This window comes from Oerskovia merdavium, from assembly GCF_014836755.1.
Lineage (GTDB): Bacteria > Actinomycetota > Actinomycetes > Actinomycetales > Cellulomonadaceae > Oerskovia > Oerskovia merdavium.
On record NZ_JACSQF010000012.1, the window covers coordinates 16,225 to 34,677 of the forward strand.

Below are 18,453 nucleotides of genomic sequence, written 5' to 3' on the forward strand. Positions count from 1 at the left end.
CCGAAAGGAGTCGCGCCGCAGGCGCGTACCGACATGCTCGAAGACCCCAACCTCGTCGGCATCATCGCCACGATCGCCCTCGTCATCGCGTTCTTCGCGATCATCACGTTCATCGCCAAGCGCATCCGCCGCGTCCCCCCGAACGAGGCCCTGATCATCGTCGGGCGCGGCGCAGGCCGCAAGGAGGCCGCGGGCTCGGGCCAGCGCGTCGTCACGGGCGGGCGCACGTTCGTGTGGCCCATCCTCCAGCAAGGCTTCTCCATCTCGCTCGAGCAGCGCCAGATCGGCATCACGGTCGAGGGCGTCGACAAGAACCGCATCAAGATCGCCATCAAGGCGTCGATCAACTTCAAGGTCCGGGGCGACGAGGAGGGCGTGCGTCGCGCGGCCCAGCGATTCCTGTCCCAGCAGGGCACGCTGACCGAGATCATCAAGGAGTCCCTCGAGGGCTCGCTGCGCTCGATCGTGGGCGACATGACGATCGAGCAGATCATCTCCGACCGCAAGGGCCTCTCCGACCGCGTCGTCGAGTCCACCAAGACGGACCTCTCGGAGCAGGGCCTGCAGGTCGACCTGCTCAACATCTCCGACATCTCGACGCCCGGCTCCGACTACCTCTCGAACCTGGGCCGCGCCGAGGCCGCCCGTGCCCGCCAGGTCGCCGAGGTCTCCGAGGCCGAGGCGCAGCGCGCGTCGGAGTTCGCCGCGATCGACGCCGCCGAGCAGATCGCCGAGCGCCAGAAGGCCCTCGACCTCAAGCGCGCCATCATCAAGGCCGAGACCGACAAGGCCAACGCGGAGGCCGAGGCCGCGGGTCAGCTCGCCCGCGCCGAGCAGGAGCGCCTGGTCGCGGTCGAGGAGCGAGAGGCCCTGGCCGAGCAGGCCCGCGTGACGCAGGAGCGCCTCGACATCGAGATCCGCAAGCCCGCCGAGGCCGCGGCCTACGCCGAGGTCCAGCGCGCCAACGCCCAGCGCGACTCGTCGAACGCGGCCACCGAGGCCGACGCGTACAAGCGCACCACGATCGCCGAGGCCAACAAGACCGCCGCGATCCAGGACGCCGAGGCGTCCGCCGAGGCCGTCCGCCGCGCCGGCGAGGCCGAGCGTGACCGCCAGGTCGCCCTGGCCGTCGGTATCAAGGCCGAGGGTGAGGCGCGAGCGTTCGCGGTCGAGGCCGAGGGCCGCGCGGAGGCCGTCGCGACCGACGCCAAGGCCGAGGCGCTCAAGAAGTACGGCGAGGCCGCCCTGGTCCAGGAGCTCATCGAACGCCTGCCGGAGATCGTCCGCGCCGCAGCCGAGCCCATCGGCAAGATCCAGGGCATGACGGTCATCTCGACCGACGGCGCGAGCGCCGTGACGAAGAACGTCGCTTCGGTCCTGGGCGAGGGGCAGCAGGTCATCAAGCAGCTCACCGGGGTCGACATCAACCAGCTCATCGCCGGGCTGGCCGGTGGGCACCTGACGGGGCAGTCCGCGTCGAACGGGACGGCCGCGTCCTCGAACTGACACCAGCTTGGCGCATTCGCGCCCGAGGCAGATCCATCCACGAGCCCGCCTCGGGCGCTGTGCCCGACGACGACAGGAGATCCTCGAAACCGAGCCGGACGGTCAATACCTGGATGACGGTCGGGAAATTCTTGAGAACCCGCGCTTCCAACCTGCGTCGTCCACCTGCTATCGTCTCGAACCGCACGAGCAAGGTCGCTCACATCCAGGGGGAAGAATGTTGAAAGAATCACGTCGTCGCGAGCGCGGGCGTCGGGTCGCGCACGCTCGGCCCTCTTTCTGGCCGCACTGGTGACGACCTTGGGGCCGCCGGGAGTTTCGCCCTCGGAAGCGGGACCATGAACGTCCACTCGGGCTCGACTCTCGTAGCTAAGCAAGTACTTGACACCGAACTGTCGAACCTGCCAGTTTTTTCCCGCTTTCATCGGAAGCCGGTCCTTCGGGCCGTTAGCCACACGAACAGGACCCACCAAACGCACCGAAAGAGAACCGCCGCCGCGCTCGCCCTCACCCTCGTCCTCGCGCTCATCCCCACCTCCGCCCTCGCAGCACCGGCCGACAGCCCTGCCGCAGAGCCGGCCGCGGTCAGCACCGAGAAGTTCGACCAGGTTGCAGGTGACCAGACCACCGGTCAGGCCAAGGCCCTTGTCGACAGTCACATCGACTCGACCATGCGCTCCTCCGGCATGGTCGCCCCTTCCGACGTCGAGGTGTGGACCACCGAGGTAGACGGGACCGACGTCGCAGCAGTGATCCCCGATGGCAGCGTCGTCGAGAGCGCCGCCGTCGTCACCGACGCTGCCGAGGACACCGACATCGCCGCGTTCGGCGTCGAGATCGCCGAGATCGAGGAGGCCGTCGGCACCGCACCACCCGTCGCGCACTTGAAGGGCCGGGGCACACCGCTGCGCGAGGCATGCCGGACGCTGTGGTTCAATACCCCGGCCGCGACGAACGACGACCAGGTATACGACTGCTACGAGAAGTACAAGCTGTCGAACTCGTCGTACATCTACAACCGGTACTCCAAGGCAACACTCGCGGCCGCTGCCGGTGGCGTACGTCGCGAGATCCACGAGTTCACGATCCGGTTCCGTCAGTACAAGAACTACAGCCGCATCACCGGCGGTCCGTACAACTACGGTCCTCTGCCCGGCAGCACTGACTGCAACAACGGTCAGTTCTCGTACGGCGTGGTGACGATCCCGTTGACCTCGTGCGCGAGCATCGAGAACGTCTCCGGTGGCAACTACTACAACTCCGGCACCAGGTACAAGGGTCACGCGACCGGTCAGAAGTACGTCGACGCGTATGCGCGGTTCACGTCGAACGGGACCGAGCCGATCTTTTCCGACTACGTGTGGCTCACTACGGCAGCGTGCGGCGACATGTGGGTGCCGTGCATTAACACGAACAACAACTACTCGGCCACGTGGAACGACGGGGGCTACAACCGCTAGTGAAACGACGTACCATCACCTACCTGGCAGCTATCGCTGCGGTGGGCGTAACTGTTGGGGTCAGCCTTGCTCTCAAGGCTGACCCCAACGGGCCGCCCGACGTCAGCGCCGAAACGAGCCCCGCAGCGCACACCGCCACCTACTCGTGCGAATACCCCGCGACGACCGTCGAAGACTTCTGCTCGATGCTCGAAGTGGACAACGTCCAGACGAGGTACGCACTGTTCCGCGCGGACGACACCGCAGTACGCACGATGATCTACGATCCCGGCGGTCCAGGTGTATCGATCCTGTCGCGGCACATGGGCGACATCGAAGCGATCGTCGCCGACGCGCACGAACGCAGGTACAACCTGCTAGTCATCGACGAGCCGTGGGTCGTCGCGGAGTACCGCGACGAATGCCGCACAGCGATGAGCGGGTACTTCGCCAGCGCGACCGACCGATACCCCGCGCTGGCTGACGCAAGCCTTGTCGATGCTGTCAGGGGCGAATGCCTCGACGAGCAGGCTCCCGCCGTCATGACCGGTGAGCGGTACCGGCAGATCATTGCAGAGATCGAGCAGACCGAGAACGTGCATGTCGAACGCCTCGAGGGGTACTCGTTCGCGTCCGTGCGTGCGGCATACCTCGGTTCGACACACCCCGATCTCGTTGTCGCGGTCGGGACGCCGTTCCCCGTCGGAGCGCCCGCGACTGCATTCTTCGGTGCGACGTCCTCCTCGCCGACTCCGGCCGGTCTAAACACTGGGACATTGGCTTCTGACTCCGCTGCGGCCTACTACCAGATGACCGGCCTGACGACGGACGACATAGATCCCACGGTCGCTGGTCGTGCATTGTGGCAGACGGACTCCGACGGGCAGGTATCGCTATCACGCGTCGGGTACCTGTCGGAGATGTGCCGGTCCTTGACCGAGTGGGACAAGATGTCCGCGGATACGCTTGGCAACCCGATGCTGAACGCGCAACGATCCATGCACGCAGCGTGCAACGGCTTCGACCTCGACACGCAGATGACCCTGCCGGAGCGGACTTGCTTCACCGTGCTGAGCAACGACATTCAAACCCCCTGGGTCGAGTCGGAACTGACCGCCGAAGCCCGCATCGACGTATCGGAGGCAGGGAAGCATGGACTGGTCGACATCCCCACGTGTAACTAGCCAAGACATCGACGGGCAGCAGCCGTTCACCGTCACGACCAAGCGCCCGTGGTCGGCGATCTGGATCGCGTTCGCCGCTGCGATGGGCGTGGCCGCCGTGGACTATGTGACGCTGGTCATGAGCGTGCTGTTCCCCGGGTGGGTCTGGTGCGTCACCACCGGTGGTCTGCTGCTCGCCGCTGGTGTCAAGGCGGTATTCATAGACGTGGAGTCCGTGCGTCGCGAGCGCGGGTCGCGGCCGCGTGATGCCGTGGCGAAGGTCGTTGCATGCGTCGTAGTCACAGCGTGGGCGCTGGCGCTGTGGCGTGAGCTGAACTCCGGCTGCATGGGACAGGAGTGTGCGGTGGCGTCTCAGGCGGTGAGCCTGTTCGTGGTCTTTCCGGTCATCCCGCTTGCTGCTCTGACGCTCATCGGGTACCTGATGCGCCGTGGGCGGGTCGGGTCAGCTGCGCGAGTAGGTGACAGCTGATCTGTTGTGCGGGGGCCGGGGGGCTTGGGACGCGTGTTCGCGCGCTGGCTGACCGCTGGTGGATCGTTCGTCTACTCGCGTTCGGTCTGGGGGCCTCGCGCGATGCTTCGGTGCGGGGTTGGCCGGGTGCTGGTGCCGAAGCTCGTGGCGCTGCGGGTGCGCGCGGTGATGAGGCTGTGGTCGATGAGTTCTCCCGCGCGCTGGGAGCGTCCCTTGTCGTTCTCCACGCGCATAGGCGTGTATTCCGCCTCGGTCCAGAAGCGGCGGTAGCGGACCATGGCCGGGCACGAGGCGGCGAGGGCGGCCGCGGACTCCTGGGAGCGGGAGCGCCCGTCGGGGCCGTTGAAGACATCGCGGGCGTAGACGCTGGGCACCCAACGTCCGCCGAGCTCTTCCCCGGTCACGACGGCACCCTCGTAGGACTGGCGCCAGCGCTGGGCGATGCGGGCCTGGGAAAGCTCGTGGGGCACCTCGAGGTCCACGACCTCGACCTCGTACCCCGCGGTCGCCAACTTCTCGCCGAGCTCGACCGCGGGTGCCGGCTTGGACAGCACGGAGTCGATCACGACGTTCGTCCCTCGCGCAGGGCCTCGTCGCGCAGCACGCGCGCCAGGTGCGAGGACTCCTCGTGCATGAGGGCCACGAGCACCCGCGACGAAGTCGCGGGCTGGGGCACGGTCCGCCCCGCCACTAGCGCCGCTCGGCGGCATCCAACGCCATTGCCGGACGAGGGCCACCGAAGCCGACATCGACCTGCCCAACGGGCGGATCCAGCGTAGCCATCACAGAACGGCCCGCGACCTTGCATGGATCGTGGGGCGGTTCCATCTGGGATGACGGGAATCGAACCTCGTCCTCGTTCGCAACGCCCTGTTCGCGCTGGGCGTGGGCGCGCTGTGCGGGTGCTTCCTCCCGCGTGCGGTGGCCTGGCTCCCGCTGCTCACCTTCGGCATGGTGAGCTGGATCCTCGGTACGACGGACTCGTCGGCCACCGCACGGTGGTGGGCGCTGCCGAACTTCCCGGTGGAGTCGCCGACGATGTGGGTCGCCACGGGGACCGTCGTGCTGGTCGGATCTGTCGTGTACTCCGCCCGTGACGGGGCGAGGTGACCACCCCGCACACGCGTCGTGGGCGTCGCCGAGGTAGAACCTGCGGAGGTCCACCTCGCCGAACGTGTCAGGACGGCCGCCGCACCCGCAGTACCGTGTCGCGGATCGTGGCGGGCTCCCCGTCGGGCCCGGTCGCCTCACGCGTGGGCGCGTCGTCGGTCTCGACGTCCCACCCGTCGAGGTCGAGCTCGGCCAGGAGGTCGGCGCCCGTGTAGAAGAAGTGCTCGTCGAAGTCGCGGCGCACCGTCTCGTGGTCCTCGGGGTGGTGCCCGACGACGAGGAGCCGCCCGCCCGGCGCGACGGCCCGTGCGAGACGCGGGAACACCTGGCGGCGCAGGTCGGCCGGCAGGTGCATGAAGTGGGCCGTGACGAGGTCGAAGCGCTCGTCACCCGGCTGCCACTCGAGCAGGTCGGCCTGGCGCCACTCGATGCGGTCGGCGACGTCCGCGATGACGGCGTGCGCGGCGGCCTTCCCGAGGGCGACCGGGGAGATGTCGAGCCCGACGACGTCCCACCCCTGGCGTGCGAGCCACACCGAGTCGGCCCCCTCGCCCGCGCCCACGTCGAGCGCACGGCCCGGCGTCAGGTCGGCCGTCTGCGCCACGAGCTGCGGGTTGGGGTTGCCGCTCCACACCGACTCGGCCGAGCCGTAGCGCTCGTCCCAGAACGCCTGGTCGTGGTGGTGCTGCTGGTGGCCGTGCTCATGGTCACCGTGCTGGCCGTGCTGGTGGTCGCGCGTCACGCGGGCTCCTCGGGTCGGGGCGGGCCGCAGGGTCGGCCGTCCTCCCCGACCATGAGCCCTCGCCAACCCCTCGCGCAAGCGCGTTTGCCGTTCCGGCAAACGCTCACCCCATCCACCCGAGCCACACCACGGCGTCGCGCGCGAGCAGGAACCCGACGATCCCCACGACCCACGCCGTGGTCGACGCCGCGTTCTTCGTCATCCACGCGTTGAGCCGGTCGAGCAACGGCTCGACCAGCCGCCCGGCTGCGACGCGGGCCGCCATGAGCACCAGCGCGGGCAGCACCATCACGACGCAGTACGCGGCGAGGACGACCGCGGTCGCAGGCCACCCGAGGCCCGCGCGGGTGAGCATCCCGATCGCCGCGAGGTACGGCAGCATCGACGCCAGCTCGATCGCGGCGGCCGCGAGCGCCAGGCCCATGAGGGCCGTCACGGACCCGGGCGCGGTCGTGACGCCCTGGTGCGCCGCTGGGAGGGGGCGCGCGGCGCCGTCGGGCGGGGGCGTGCTGCCCGACGGCGTCGCGACCTCCCCGCTCGTCGCCCCCATGGCGCGGGCTCGCCACCGCAGGACACGCCCCTGGCCGTCCGACGAGCCCTTGGTGCGTCGGTCGAGGCGGAAGCTGTACGCGACGAGCGCGATCCCGAGGAGCAGCTCGACGATCCGGGCGGGCCGCGTGTCGAGCACGGCACCGAACCCGTCGGCGAGCGCGTCCGCGCCGAGCGCGAGCAGGATCCCGACGACGAGGTAGAAACCGACGATCGTGCCCAGGTAGACGAGCAGGCGGGCGACGCGCACCCGCCCCGGGGTCATGAGCAGCCAGACGGGGATGAGCAGGGTCCCGAAGCTCGTCGAGTCGACGAGCGCCAGGACTACGAGCGCGCCGAGGAGGGGAAGGAGTTCCATGTCGACACCCTCACGCGGGGCGGGGGTCGGCGGCGTCGGGCGAACGGGCGATCCTGTCGCCGGTGGGCGCCGCGCCGTACATCGTTCGAGCGATCCGTGGCACGGGCGCCTGTGCTGTGATGGGTCCGTGCCCGACCCCCTGCCCACGGCTGCCGACACCGAGGCCGAGACCGCCACCCACGGGGCTGCTCCCGCCTCGCGCGTCCGGCAGGTCGCGCGCCGGATCGACGCCGGGTTCCGCGACGACGGTCCGGCCGGGGACCCCTACGATGCGGCCGGGACGTTCCTCATCGGGGTCGCGCTCATCGCGGTCGGCGTGGTCTCGGTCTGGTCCGTGTCTGCGTTCGTGCAGCCCGAGAGCCGGTGGTGGCACGTCGTGCCCCTCGCGGTCGGCTGCCTGATCCTGCTCGCCAAGCGCCGCCACACCGCGCTCGCCCTCGCGGGCGGCACCCTGGTGGTCGTCGCCGACCTGATGATCGGCGGCAGCCTCAGCGTTCTCCTGGTCCTGTGGGAGCTGCTCTTCGCGTGCGGGCTCTACGGGAGCAAGCGGCTGCGGACGGTCGTCAACGTCGTCGTGACGCTGCTCGTCGTCGCGGCCGCGGTGGCCACGGGCGAGTACTTCCGGGACGTGCAGGGCTTCGCCCTCGGGGGGATCCAGGCGGCTGCCATCATCGCGACGCCCCTGTGGTGGGCCGCGAACGTGCGCCAGAAGACGGACCTCGCCGTCCTGTCCGCCGAGCGGGCCGACCTGGAGGCGCAGCGTGCCGACCTCGAGGCGCAGCGGGCCGCCGACCTGGAGCAGATCGCCGAGCTCGGTCAGCACGAGGCCGTGCGGGCCGAGCGCGCGGCCATGGCGCGCGACCTGCACGACGTCATCGCGTCGCACCTGTCGGCCATCGCGATCCACTCGGGGGCCGCGCTCGCGTCGCCCCCCGACGCCGCGCGCGACCGGGCCGCGCTCGAGCTCGTGCGGTCGAGCAGCATCACGTCGCTCGAGGAGATGCGGGCCATGATCCTGCTGCTGCGCTCGGACCTGCCGCGCGACAGCACCACGGTCCACGACGCCCCGCACGGCACGGTGCTCGCGGGCGAGGCGGTCGCAGCTCCCGCGCGCCTCGCGCGGCTCGACGACGTGCTCTCCTCCGCACGCGCTCAGGGCCTCACGGTCGAGGTCCAGGACCCCGACGGCGCCCGGTCCGCGCACCTCTCGTCCGCGCACGACCAGGCCGCACACCGGATCGTGCAGGAGGCCCTGACCAACGCTGCCAAGCACGCCCCGGGGAGCCGGGTGCGGGTCGTGCTCGGGCTGGGCGAGGTCCTCGCCGTCGAGGTCACGAGCACCCTGACCGCCAGCCCCGGCCCGCTGCCCGCGAGCCTGAGCGCCCGCACGGGTCTCCTCACGATGCGCGAACGCGCCGAGGCCCTGGGCGGAACGTTCCGGGCCGGGCCGTCCGACGAGGGCGACGCATGGACCGTCCGGGCCGAGCTGCCGCTGTGCGGACCGCCCACGTCTCCGTCGCCCACCACCCGCCACGACTCCCCCGGAGCCTCCGCATGATCCGTGTCCTGCTCGCCGACGACCACGCCGCGATCCGCGCGGGCCTGCGGTTCCTGCTCGACTCCGCCCCGGACGTCGAGGTCGTGGGCGAGGCCTCCGACGGCGCCGCCGCGATCACGAACGCCCGCGCCCTGCGCCCCGAGGTCGTCCTCATGGACCTGCGCATGCCCGGCGTCGACGGGATCGAGGCGACGCGCACGATCGTCTCGGAACGACTCGCGGAGGTCCTGGTCCTGACGACGTTCGACCTCGACGAGTACGTCGACGAGGCCCTGCGCGCGGGCGCCGCGGGCTTCCTGCTCAAGACCGCGGAGCCCGCGGCCCTCATCGACGCGGTCCGCCGGGTCGCGGCCGGCGACGGGGTCCTCGCCCCCGAGGTCACGCGCCGCCTGCTTGCGGCGTTCGCGTCCGCACCCCGGCCCGACGGCGCCGCTCACCTGCCGGGGGGAGCTGCGCCGTCGGGCACGGGGCACGCGGGCGACCCGCGACTCGCGGACCTGACCCCGCGCGAGACGGACGTCCTCGCGGCCCTGGGGCGCGGGCTGTCCAACCAGGGCATCGCCGACGAGCTGTTCATCAGTGAGGCCACCGCGAAGACGCACGTGTCGCGCGTGCTCGCGAAGGTCCAGGTCACGACCCGCATGCAGGCCGCGATCGTCGCGCGGGACACGGGCCTGGCCTAGCGTACGACCCACCGGGAGACGGGCAGATGCCCCCGACCCGTGGGGTCAGGGGCATCTGCTCACGTCACGGCAGGGACGCCGGGCGTCACGTCGTCTCGACGATGTGCCCACGCTTGATCACGAAGTCGTCGCGCATGTCCTCGAGCTCCTTGCCGCGCGTCTCCGGGATCTTGAAGTACACGAAGAACAGCGACAGCAGCGCGAAGAACGCGTAGAACGAGTACGCGAAGCTGAGCCCGATGTCCGACAGGACAGGGAACGTCGTCGAGATCGCGAAGTTCGCGACCCACTGCGCGGCAGCGGCGACCGCGAGCGCGCTCGCCCGGATGCGGTTGGGGAACATCTCGCCCAGCAGCACCCACACGACCGGGCCCCACGACGCCCCGAAGAACACGACGAACGCGTTCGCGGCGATGAGCGCGACCGTGGCCCAGCCACCCTCGAGAGAGGCCGAGGTGGTGCCGTCGGACGCAGTCGTGAGCGTCGCCTGCGTGAACGCGAGCGCCATCATGCCCAGGGAGACGAACATGCCCGTGGACCCCGCCAGGAGCAGGATGCGGCGACCGATCTTGTCGATCAGGAGGATCGCGACGATCGTCACCACGATGTTGGTGACCGACGTGATGACGGACGTCAGCAGCGCGTCGTCCTCCGAGAACCCGACCGACCGCCAGAGCGTCGTCGAGTAGTAGAAGATCACGTTGATCCCGACGAACTGCTGGAACACCGACAGCAGGATGCCGACCCAGACGATCGGCTTGAGGCCCAGGCGCTTGCCGCGCAGGTCCTTCAGGGAGGCCTTGGTGTCGGACTTCAGGGAGTTCTCGATGTCCGCGATCTTGTGGTCGACGTCCTGGACGCCCGTGAACTCCCGCAGGACCTCGGCCGCCTTCTTGGTCTCCCCCTTGGCCACCAGGTAGCGCGGCGACTCCGGGATGCGCAGCGCGAACAGGCCGTACGCCACGGCCGGCACGGCGGCCGCCATGAACATCCAGCGCCACGCCTCCTGACCCAGCCACAGGACGTTCGACGCGCCACCCGCGGCCCCTGCCAGCGCGGCGTCCGTCAGGAGCGAGGCGAAGATGCCGGTCACGATCGCGAGCTGCTGCAAGGACCCGAGCCGCCCACGGATGCGCGCCGGGGAGACCTCCGCGATGTACGCGGGCGCGATGACCGACGCGGCACCGATACCCAGACCGCCGACCACGCGCCAGATGATCAGGTCCCAGACCGCGAACGCCAGGCCGGAACCGAACGCCGACACCAGGAACAGCGCCGATGCGATGAGCATGACCTTGATGCGGCCGATCTTGTTCGCGATCGGCCCCGCGAACCAGGCACCGACCGCACACCCGATGAGCGCCGACGAGACCGCGAAACCGGTGATCGCCGCGTTGAGCTCGAACTGGTCGGACAGGGCGTCGACGGCACCGTTGATGACCGCCGTGTCGAACCCGAACAGGAAGCCGCCCAGTGCGGCGGCCAGGCTGATCCCGATGACTCTCTTGTTCAGCCGCTTGGCCTGCGCCTGGGCCTGTGCGTCCCCAGCCGCTCCCGCGTCGTTGCTGGTCATGACGCCCCCCTCCGTGTCAGGTTGTCCTTCGACGATAGTGAGGAGAAGGCGTGGTCGCGCGGTGAGCGACCGTGGCGAGAGTCACGGCAGGTCACGTGCGACTTCGGAGGATCGATGCGCGCCGCCCTAGGGCTCGGGGTGCAGCGCGTCGTACCTCAGGAAGCGCGGCTGGGTGCGCAGGATCAGCCACACCACGACGATGCAGGCCAGGCCGCCCGCGACCGCGGCCCACGCCTCGCCGAACCAGCTCGCCTGGGCCCCGAGGACCACCTCGCCGAGCCGGGGCCCACCCGCCACGACCACGATGAAGACGCCCTGGAGGCGACCTCGCATGTCGTCGGGCGTCGCGGTCTGCAGGATGGTCTGGCGGAAGACCGCGCTCACGGCGTCGGAGGCTCCCGCGAGGGCGAGCGCGACGCACGCCGCGACCAGACCGCCCACGAGCACCTGGGACGGCTCGGTCGACCCGACGAGGAGCAGCACCGCGCCGAACGCCGCGATCGACAGCCCCCACGCCGTGATGGCCCACGCGATCACGAGCCCCTGCCGGCGCACGCGGGAGAGCGCCCCGGAGAACACCCCGGCGAGCACCGCGCCGACGGCGAAGGCCGCGCTGAGGACGCCCGTCGTGGTCTCGCCGCCGCCGATGAACAGCACGCCGACCGCGGGCAGCAGCACCCGGGGGAAGGCCAGGATCATCGCGGCGAGGTCCACCAGGAACGTCGTGCGGACGTTGGGCCGGGTCGCGAGGTAGCGCAGGCCGTCGATCACCGAGCCGATGCCGACGACCTTGCGGCGGGGCGCCCCCGCGGCAGCCCCCGCGGCAGCCGCGTCGTCGCGACCACCCGGGCCAGGGGCGCCCGCCTCCTCCGGCAGGCGGTCAGCAAGGACCGGCGGGATCGACGGGAGGCGCCACACGGCCCACAGCGCCGCCGCGAACAGCACCACGTCGATCGTGTACGCGACCCCGTACCCCCACAGCGCCACGAGGAACGCCCCGAGCAGCGGCCCCACGGTGAGGGCGATGCTCCAGGAGATGGTCTGCAGGGCGTTCGCGGCGGGCAGGAGCCGGGGCTCGACCAGGCGCGGGATGATCGCCGAGCGTGCGGGGTTGTTGATCGCGAACGCCGCGGACTGGAGCGCGACGAGCCCGTACAGGACCCCGACGGACCCCACGTCGAGCCACGCCTGGAGCGCGAGCAGCCCCGTGACGACCCACAGCGCCCACGACGCGAGCAGCGCGACCCGGCGGCGGTCGTACGCGTCCACGAGCGCGCCCCCGTACAGCCCGAGCGCCACGAGGGGCACGAGCGCGAAGATCCCGAGCACCCCGACCGCGAGCGTCGAGCCCGTGAGCGCGTAGACCTGGAGCCCCACGGCCACGACCGTGAGCTGGGAACCGAGGTTGGACACCCCGAGTCCCCACCACAGCCGGCGGAACGGCGGGGAGACGCGGAGCGGGGTCGTGTCGGCAAGGATGCCGTCGAGGCGGGGCACGAGCGACGAGGCTACCCCCGACCCCGCGCGGGAACCGTGTCCCGGGGCGACCGTCTCAGGACGTGACGCGCGCTCGCGCGGGGCGCGCGACGCCGTCGGGCTCCTCGGGGCGACGGCCCGGTGGTCGGGGCCTCACGCCCCGAGCGCGGCCCGGACCTCGCCCACGAGCGCGGCCATGGCGCGCTCCGCCTCGACGGGGTCGCCCGCGGCGACGGCGCGCGCGACGGCCTCGTGCTCGTCGAGGGCCTCGGCGACGGGCGCCTGGGGCATGAGTCCCAGGTGCGTGCGCCCGGCGAGGACCTCGCCCACGACGTCGGTGAGCGCCGCGAACATCTCGTTGCCGGACGAGCGCAGGAGCAGGGCGTGCAGGCGGATGTCGAGCTGGAGGAACTCCTCGAGACGGCCGGCCTCGCCGAGCTCGCGCATGCGGGCGGCGGTCTCGACGAGCTCCGTGCGGGCCTCGGCGGTCGCGTGGCGGGCGGCCCCGGCGGCGGCGAGGGGTTCGACGGCGCAGCGCAGCTCGGTCAGCGAGCGCAGCTGCGCGTCGCGGCCGGGTCCGGCGAGGCGCCAGCGGATGATGCGGGCGTCGTAGACGTTCCAGTCCTGCTCGGGGAGGACGACGAGGCCGATGCGTCGCCCGGAGCGGACGAGCCCGAGGGCTTCGAGCTGGCGCATGGTCTCGCGGGTCACGGTGCGGGAGACGCCGAACTCCTCGCCGATCGAGTCGAGGGTCAGCGTGCTGCCCGCAGGGAGGTGACCTGCGGTGATGCGTCGACCGAGGAGGTCGGTCACCGAGCTGTGGAGCACCGTCGCGGACATGGGTCGAGCCTACGGCTTCGCCCATTGGTCACACCATTGTTTGCCAAAGGTGATACCAATCGTGCATGCTCGGTGAGCGGCCACAGAGGTCCGCTCACGACGCAGCAGTCGACGGACAGCCAAGGAACCCCCTCATGGACACAGACGTCAGCCCCACCCCGGACAGGGGAGCCAGCCCCTCGTCGGGAGCCGCCCCAGCGCCGGCGGCCGACCACAGCCCCGTGCACCTCGTCATCATGGGTGTCGCCGGCTCGGGCAAGACCACGGTCGCGACCCTGCTCGCGGACCGCACGCACCGGCCGTACGCCGAGGCCGACGAGTTCCACCCCCAGGCCAACATCGACAAGATGAGCGCGGGCACCCCGCTCACCGACGAGGACCGCTGGCCCTGGCTCCGCGCGATGCGCGACTGGCTCGACGTGCAGGCCGCCGAGGGGGACTCGGCCGTCGTCACCTGCTCGGCGCTCAAGCACAGCTACCGTGACCTGCTGCGGACCGCGCACGGGCGTGTCCGGTTCGTGCACCTCACGGGCAGCGCCGAGCTGCTCGAGGAACGCATGACCCATCGCAGCGGGCACTTCATGCCCGCGTCCCTGCTCCCCTCGCAGCTCGCGACCCTCGAACCGCTCGCGGCCGACGAGGACGGGATCACGCTCGACGTCGGCGCACCGCCCGAGGAGCTCGTCGACCGGATCCTCGCGTCCACCGCGCTGCCCCGCCCCACGATCCCCCGCGCACCCCGCCACCTGGCCGGCGCACCCACCCACCCCGAGGAGCGATGATGCTCACCCTCGCCTCGCACCCGCTCGCCGCGGGCGCCCTGCGCGCAGCCACCGAGACCCCGACGACGGACGCCGGCACGACCCAGCTCATCCTCGCGGCCGTGCTCGGGATCGCGACGATCATCGTCCTGATCGTGTGGCTCAAGCTCCACCCGTTCCTGTCCCTCATGATCGGCTCGGCGGTCCTCGCGATCGTCGCGGGCATCGACTTCGTGAGCGCGTTCGTGAGCTTCTCGGCGGGGCTCGGGTCGACCGTCGCCGGGGTCGGTGTCCTCATCGCGCTCGGCGCGATCATCGGCAAGATGCTCATCGACTCGGGCGGCGCGGACCAGATCGTCGACACGATCCTGGCGCGCACACCCCTGCAGCGGCTGCCGTGGGCCATGGCGCTCATCGCGTTCGTCGTGGGCATCCCGCTGTTCTTCGAGGTCGGCGTGGTCCTGCTGATCCCCGTGGTCATGATGGTCGCGCGTCGCTCCAAGGTCTCCCCGATCCTCGTCGGCATCCCCGCCCTCGCGGGGCTGTCGGCGCTGCACGGCCTCGTCCCTCCGCACCCCGGGCCGCTGCTCGCGATCGACGCGCTGGGCGCGAACCTGGGCCTGACGCTCGGGCTCGGTCTGCTCGTGGCCGTGCCGACCGTCATCGTCGCGGGGCCGCTGCTCGCCAAGCCGCTCGCGGTGTGGGTCAAGCTGCCCCCGCCCACGACCGTCCTGGGCGTGTCCGAGCGGGACGAGGACGCCCCCCGCCCGAGCTTCGCGGTCGCGGTCACCGTGGTCCTGCTGCCCGTGATCCTCATGCTGGCCCGGACCGTCGTCGAGATGACGGGGACCATCGAGTCACCCGTCGGCAAGGGGCTCGAGTTCATCGGGACGCCGCTCGTCGCGCTGCTCATCACGGCTCTCGTGTCGCTCGTGGCCTTCGGCAGCGCGATGGGGCGCACGCGCGACGAGATCAGCACGTTGGTCGACAAGTCCTTCGCCCCGATCGCGGGCATCCTGCTGATCGTGGGCGCGGGCGGCGGGTTCAAGCAGACGCTCGTCGACACGGGAGTGGGAGACGTCATCGCGAGCGGGATCTCCGACGCGAACCTCTCGCCGCTCCTGGCGGGTTGGCTCGTCGCGGCACTGATCCGTGTCGCCACGGGTTCCGCGACGGTCGCGACCATCACGGCGGCCGGGATCATGGCTCCGCTCGCTGCCGGACTCTCCCCCACGCACGCGGCGCTCCTGGTGCTCGCGATCGGCGCCGGCTCGGTGTTCCTGTCCCACGTCAACGACGCGGGGTTCTGGCTCATCAAGGAGTACTTCGGCATGACCGTGGGCCAGACGTTCAAGACGTGGTCCGTCATGGAGTGCGTGCTGTCGGTCGTGGCGCTGGTCGTGATCCTGCTGCTGGGGCTGGTCGTCTAGCGCACCGCTCGCAAACCTGGGGCCCGACTCGGGTGATGGGTGGCGGGCGCCCGGCGACCCGGACCAGCATGTGTTTTCTGTGGAGCCACCACAATTGTTGTGGCTCCACAGAAAACACTCCGTCCAGACCCCGTGCTCGGGGCGACCCTCCGGGCCTGGTGCGTGATGGCGACGACCAGAGCGTCAGCGCGGCAGAGCCACCTCACCGTGCTCGCGCGACGCGCGCCGACTACCCGACCGTGGTCCCGAAGGCCAGCCCCAGCGCGTACGTCGCGGCGGCCGCACCGAATCCGATCGCGATCTGGCGCAGCGCACGCTTGACCGGCGACGCGCCCGACAGCAGCCCGACCGTGGCTCCCGTGCCGAGCAGCGCCAACCCCACGAGGGCGCTCCCGACGAGCACCGCGACCCCACCCTGGAGGCCGAACAGGTACGGCAGCACCGGGATGAGCGCGCCCGACGCGAAGAAGAGGAACGACGACACGGCCGCCCCCATCGCCGAGCCGTGCGTCTCGAACTCGTCGACCTCGGCGGCAGGCGCGATCACGGTCGCCGCGGTGTACGTCGACAGCACCTCGCCCGCGTGCTTCTCGGCCTCGTCGGGCGTCAGGCCACGGGCCCGGTAGACGAGCGCGAGCTCGTTGGCGTCGACGTCGAGGTGCGGCAGCGCGGCCGAGGCCAGCGGGCTGGGCGTCGACGCATCGAGCAACTCGCGCTGCGAACGCACCGACACGTACTCGCCCGCCCCCATCGACAGCGCGCCGGCGAGCAGCCCCGCGAGGCCCGTGAGCAGCACGGTCTCGTTCGACGCGCCCGACGCCCCGATCCCCAGGATCAGCGCGAGGTTGGACACCAGTCCGTCGTTCGCGCCGAAAACCGCGGCGCGGAACGTCCCCGACATGCGCATGCGCCCGCGCGTCGCGAGCCCTCGCACGACCTCCTCGTGGATACGTTCGTCGGCGGCCATCGCGGCGGTCGCGTCGACGTCGGTCTCGTACGTCGAGCGGGCCTCGGCCCGCTGCGCGAGCGCGAGCACGAACACCCCGCCGAACCGGCGTGCGAACAGCCCGAGCGACCGGGTGCGCCAGTCGCCGCGCAGGGGCTTGCCCACGTCGTCGCCGAGCAGCGCGAGCCAGTGGTCCTCGTGGCGCTTCTCGGCGTCCGCGAGCGCGAGCAGGATCTCCTTCTCCTCGCCCGTGCGGCGGGACGCGAGGTCGCGGTAGGACGCGGCCTCGGCGCGCTCGTCGGCCAGGTACTGGCGCCAGCGACGGATCTCCTGAGGGGTCCGACGGCGGGCCTCGCCGGCGTGCGCGGGCACGCCGGAGGTCGGGGCAGCGGGGGGTGTCATGCGTTCATCATGGCAAGAAAAGGGTCTCCGTGGGTTTCGGGATCCCCAACTTTTCCGCACGGTTCTGCGGTTCGCGGGAGTTCCGACAGCCGCTGCGGGGGCGACCCGTGGTTGGATCGGAACATGTCCGAGAACACCGAACGCACCCGTCCTGAGGTCGACGCCCCCGAGGGCCCGGCCCCCACCGAGCTCGAGGTCGTCGACCTGATCGTCGGCGACGGCGCCGAGGCGCAGCCCGGCTCGACCGTCAACGTCCACTACCTGGGCGTCGAGTACGACTCCGGCGAGGAGTTCGACTCGTCCTGGAGCCGCGGCCAGTCCATCAACTTCCCGCTCCGCAGCCTCATCGCCGGCTGGCAGCAGGGCATCCCGGGGATGAAGGTCGGCGGGCGTCGCAAGCTCGTCTGCCCCCCGGAGCTCGCGTACGGCCCGGCCGGCGGTGGCCACCGCCTGTCCGGCAAGACGCTCGTCTTCGTGATCGACCTGCTCGGCGTCAGCTGACCACGGCCTGATCCCACCTCGCCCTCGCTCCCCCGGTCACCGGTGGGGGCGGGGGCGTCGTGCTGTCCGCGCCTCGTGCGGCCACCGCGGTCGCGGCTCGTCCGAGGCGTCCGTCACCCCGGTCCCGGTGTCACCCGGGCGCCCGACGACGGAGCGCGCCGAACGCGCACGGGTGCGCTCCGCCGTCGGGCACGCACCAGGCAGACGGCGGTCCCGGCGCCCCCGAAAGTCGGGGACAATGGGCGCGACGGACTTCCGACTCCGATGAGCGAGGACGCACAAGTGATCACTGTCAGCACCGACGGCTCGTGCCTGGTCAACCCGGGTGGAGCGATCGGTTGGGCGTGGATCAACCACGACGGAACCTTCGACTCCGGTGGCGCAGCCAGCGGGACGAACCAGGTCGCAGAGCTCCAGGCTCTGCTGGAAGCGGTGCGCGCACACCCCGGCGCCGAACCGCTCCTCATCGAGTCCGACTCCCAGTACGCCATCAAGTGCGCGTCGGAGTGGCTCGAGGGCTGGAAGCGCAAGGGGTGGCGGACGGCCGGCGGCAGCCCCGTGAAGAACCTCGAGCTCGTGCAGGGCATCGAGGCCGCGATCCAGGCCCGCCCCGGGCCGGTGCGCTTCCGGTGGGTGCGCGGGCACGTCGGCAACCACTTCAACGAGCGGGCCGACCAGCTCGCGGGTCTCGCGGCGCAGGACTGGGCCGCCGGGCGCGGCGAGGAGCGGTCGACGCTCGCCGGCACGGACGACCTCGCGGTCGCACCCGCCAAGCGGCCCGCCGCTGCGGGCCGTCCGGCCGCCAAGGTCGGGGCCACGGCCGCGAGCAGGGCCGCCGCAGAAGCCTGGACCGAGTCGACGCTCTTCGACTGACCTCGCGAGCTGCCGAGGACGGGCTCGAGGTCGCCACCGCTTCGGCGGCGACC

Annotated in this window: 18 protein-coding genes; 11 read left to right on the forward strand and 7 right to left on the reverse strand. The window is 71.1% G+C overall.

What is annotated here, in order from left to right; translation table 11 throughout:
- Positions 1 to 33 precede the first annotated feature (33 nt).
- The 4 genes from H9641_RS12325 (at position 34) to H9641_RS12340 (ending at position 4,598) form a co-directional block, all read left to right on the forward strand.
- On the forward strand, positions 34 to 1,506 hold the full coding sequence (locus H9641_RS12325) for a flotillin family protein (RefSeq protein WP_191804178.1): 1,473 nt from the start codon (positions 34 to 36) through the stop codon (positions 1,504 to 1,506).
- Positions 1,507 to 2,177: 671 nt separating this feature from the next.
- On the forward strand, positions 2,178 to 2,966 hold the full coding sequence (locus H9641_RS12330) for a hypothetical protein (protein WP_225220408.1): 789 nt from the start codon (positions 2,178 to 2,180) through the stop codon (positions 2,964 to 2,966).
- Entirely contained in the window at positions 2,966 to 4,129 is a 1,164-nt protein-coding gene (locus H9641_RS12335; protein ID WP_191804181.1) for a hypothetical protein, read from the forward strand. Before H9641_RS12330 ends, H9641_RS12335 begins: the two co-directional genes overlap by 1 nt.
- A complete protein-coding gene (locus H9641_RS12340; protein WP_191804183.1) occupies positions 4,098 to 4,598 on the forward strand; it encodes a hypothetical protein in 501 nt (166 codons plus the stop codon). Before H9641_RS12335 ends, H9641_RS12340 begins: the two co-directional genes overlap by 32 nt.
- Before the next feature lie 71 nt (positions 4,599 to 4,669).
- Here H9641_RS12340 and H9641_RS12345 read toward each other — a convergent pair whose 3' ends face one another.
- On the reverse strand, positions 4,670 to 5,164 hold the full coding sequence (locus H9641_RS12345) for a zeta toxin family protein (RefSeq protein ID WP_191804185.1): 495 nt from the start codon (positions 5,162 to 5,164) through the stop codon (positions 4,670 to 4,672).
- A 355-nt stretch (positions 5,165 to 5,519) separates the two neighbouring features.
- On the opposite strand from H9641_RS12345, the gene H9641_RS12350 reads away from it, so the two are divergent.
- Complete coding sequence (locus tag H9641_RS12350; protein WP_191804187.1) at positions 5,520 to 5,708, forward strand: hypothetical protein; 189 nt, start codon at positions 5,520 to 5,522, stop codon at positions 5,706 to 5,708.
- A 67-nt stretch (positions 5,709 to 5,775) separates the two neighbouring features.
- On the opposite strand, the gene H9641_RS12355 is transcribed toward H9641_RS12350, so the two are convergent.
- Positions 5,776 to 6,450 (reverse strand): class I SAM-dependent methyltransferase, encoded by a 675-nt coding sequence (locus H9641_RS12355; RefSeq protein WP_191804190.1) that lies wholly within the window; start codon positions 6,448 to 6,450, stop codon positions 5,776 to 5,778.
- A 103-nt stretch (positions 6,451 to 6,553) separates the two neighbouring features.
- Positions 6,554 to 7,357: a GAP family protein gene (locus H9641_RS12360; protein WP_191804192.1), complete on the reverse strand. Its 804-nt coding sequence runs from the start codon at positions 7,355 to 7,357 to the stop codon at positions 6,554 to 6,556.
- Positions 7,358 to 7,484: 127 nt separating this feature from the next.
- Here H9641_RS12360 and H9641_RS20745 point away from each other — a divergent pair, with 127 nt between their 5' ends.
- Together H9641_RS20745 and H9641_RS12370 are read left to right on the forward strand one after the other, a co-directional pair.
- On the forward strand, positions 7,485 to 8,915 hold the full coding sequence (locus H9641_RS20745; protein WP_191804194.1) for a sensor histidine kinase: 1,431 nt from the start codon (positions 7,485 to 7,487) through the stop codon (positions 8,913 to 8,915).
- Complete coding sequence (locus H9641_RS12370) at positions 8,912 to 9,598, forward strand: response regulator (protein WP_191804196.1); 687 nt, start codon at positions 8,912 to 8,914, stop codon at positions 9,596 to 9,598. Before H9641_RS20745 ends, H9641_RS12370 begins: the two co-directional genes overlap by 4 nt.
- 85 nt (positions 9,599 to 9,683) lie before the next feature.
- Here H9641_RS12370 and H9641_RS12375 read toward each other — a convergent pair whose 3' ends face one another.
- The 3 genes from H9641_RS12375 to H9641_RS12385 all read right to left on the reverse strand — a co-directional run bounded on the left by H9641_RS12375 (position 9,684) and on the right by H9641_RS12385 (position 13,487).
- Entirely contained in the window at positions 9,684 to 11,171 is a 1,488-nt protein-coding gene (locus tag H9641_RS12375; protein ID WP_191804198.1) for a sugar porter family MFS transporter, read from the reverse strand.
- Between the two features lie 126 nt (positions 11,172 to 11,297).
- On the reverse strand, positions 11,298 to 12,668 hold the full coding sequence (locus tag H9641_RS12380) for an MFS transporter (protein ID WP_191804200.1): 1,371 nt from the start codon (positions 12,666 to 12,668) through the stop codon (positions 11,298 to 11,300).
- 132 nt (positions 12,669 to 12,800) lie between these two features.
- Positions 12,801 to 13,487, reverse strand: a complete 687-nt coding sequence (locus H9641_RS12385) for a FadR/GntR family transcriptional regulator (RefSeq protein ID WP_191804202.1) — start codon at positions 13,485 to 13,487, stop codon at positions 12,801 to 12,803.
- 236 nt (positions 13,488 to 13,723) lie between these two features.
- Here H9641_RS12385 and H9641_RS12390 point away from each other — a divergent pair, with 236 nt between their 5' ends.
- Complete coding sequence (locus H9641_RS12390) at positions 13,724 to 14,269, forward strand: gluconokinase (protein ID WP_191804407.1); 546 nt, start codon at positions 13,724 to 13,726, stop codon at positions 14,267 to 14,269.
- A complete protein-coding gene (locus tag H9641_RS12395) occupies positions 14,266 to 15,678 on the forward strand; it encodes a GntT/GntP/DsdX family permease (RefSeq protein ID WP_377623468.1) in 1,413 nt (470 codons plus the stop codon). The genes H9641_RS12390 and H9641_RS12395 overlap by 4 nt, the downstream gene beginning before the upstream one ends.
- A 229-nt stretch (positions 15,679 to 15,907) precedes the next feature.
- On the opposite strand, the gene H9641_RS12400 is transcribed toward H9641_RS12395, so the two are convergent.
- A complete protein-coding gene (locus H9641_RS12400; protein ID WP_191804206.1) occupies positions 15,908 to 17,026 on the reverse strand; it encodes a VIT1/CCC1 transporter family protein in 1,119 nt (372 codons plus the stop codon).
- A 123-nt stretch (positions 17,027 to 17,149) separates the two neighbouring features.
- On the opposite strand from H9641_RS12400, the gene H9641_RS12405 reads away from it, so the two are divergent.
- Positions 17,150 to 17,527: an FKBP-type peptidyl-prolyl cis-trans isomerase gene (locus tag H9641_RS12405; protein ID WP_056652896.1), complete on the forward strand. Its 378-nt coding sequence runs from the start codon at positions 17,150 to 17,152 to the stop codon at positions 17,525 to 17,527.
- A 282-nt stretch (positions 17,528 to 17,809) separates the two neighbouring features.
- A complete protein-coding gene (locus H9641_RS12410; protein ID WP_191804208.1) occupies positions 17,810 to 18,400 on the forward strand; it encodes a ribonuclease H family protein in 591 nt (196 codons plus the stop codon).
- Positions 18,401 to 18,453: the final 53 nt, after the last annotated feature.

Bases quoted from the DNA above. Each gene is read 5' to 3' on its own strand.
- H9641_RS12325 (WP_191804178.1), top strand. From the start codon at position 34: ATGCTCGAAGACCCCAACCTCGTCGGCATCATCGCCACGATCGCCCTC.
- H9641_RS12330 (WP_225220408.1), top strand. From the start codon at position 2,178: ATGCGCTCCTCCGGCATGGTCGCCCCTTCCGACGTCGAGGTGTGGACC.
- H9641_RS12340 (WP_191804183.1), top strand. From the start codon at position 4,098: ATGGACTGGTCGACATCCCCACGTGTAACTAGCCAAGACATCGACGGG.
- H9641_RS12360 (WP_191804192.1), bottom strand. From the start codon at position 7,357: ATGGAACTCCTTCCCCTCCTCGGCGCGCTCGTAGTCCTGGCGCTCGTC.
- H9641_RS12370 (WP_191804196.1), top strand. From the start codon at position 8,912: ATGATCCGTGTCCTGCTCGCCGACGACCACGCCGCGATCCGCGCGGGC.
- H9641_RS12375 (WP_191804198.1), bottom strand. From the start codon at position 11,171: ATGACCAGCAACGACGCGGGAGCGGCTGGGGACGCACAGGCCCAGGCG.
- H9641_RS12385 (WP_191804202.1), bottom strand. From the start codon at position 13,487: ATGTCCGCGACGGTGCTCCACAGCTCGGTGACCGACCTCCTCGGTCGA.
- H9641_RS12390 (WP_191804407.1), top strand. From the start codon at position 13,724: ATGGGTGTCGCCGGCTCGGGCAAGACCACGGTCGCGACCCTGCTCGCG.
- H9641_RS12395 (WP_377623468.1), top strand. From the start codon at position 14,266: ATGATGCTCACCCTCGCCTCGCACCCGCTCGCCGCGGGCGCCCTGCGC.
- H9641_RS12400 (WP_191804206.1), bottom strand. From the start codon at position 17,026: ATGACACCCCCCGCTGCCCCGACCTCCGGCGTGCCCGCGCACGCCGGC.
- H9641_RS12405 (WP_056652896.1), top strand. From the start codon at position 17,150: ATGTCCGAGAACACCGAACGCACCCGTCCTGAGGTCGACGCCCCCGAG.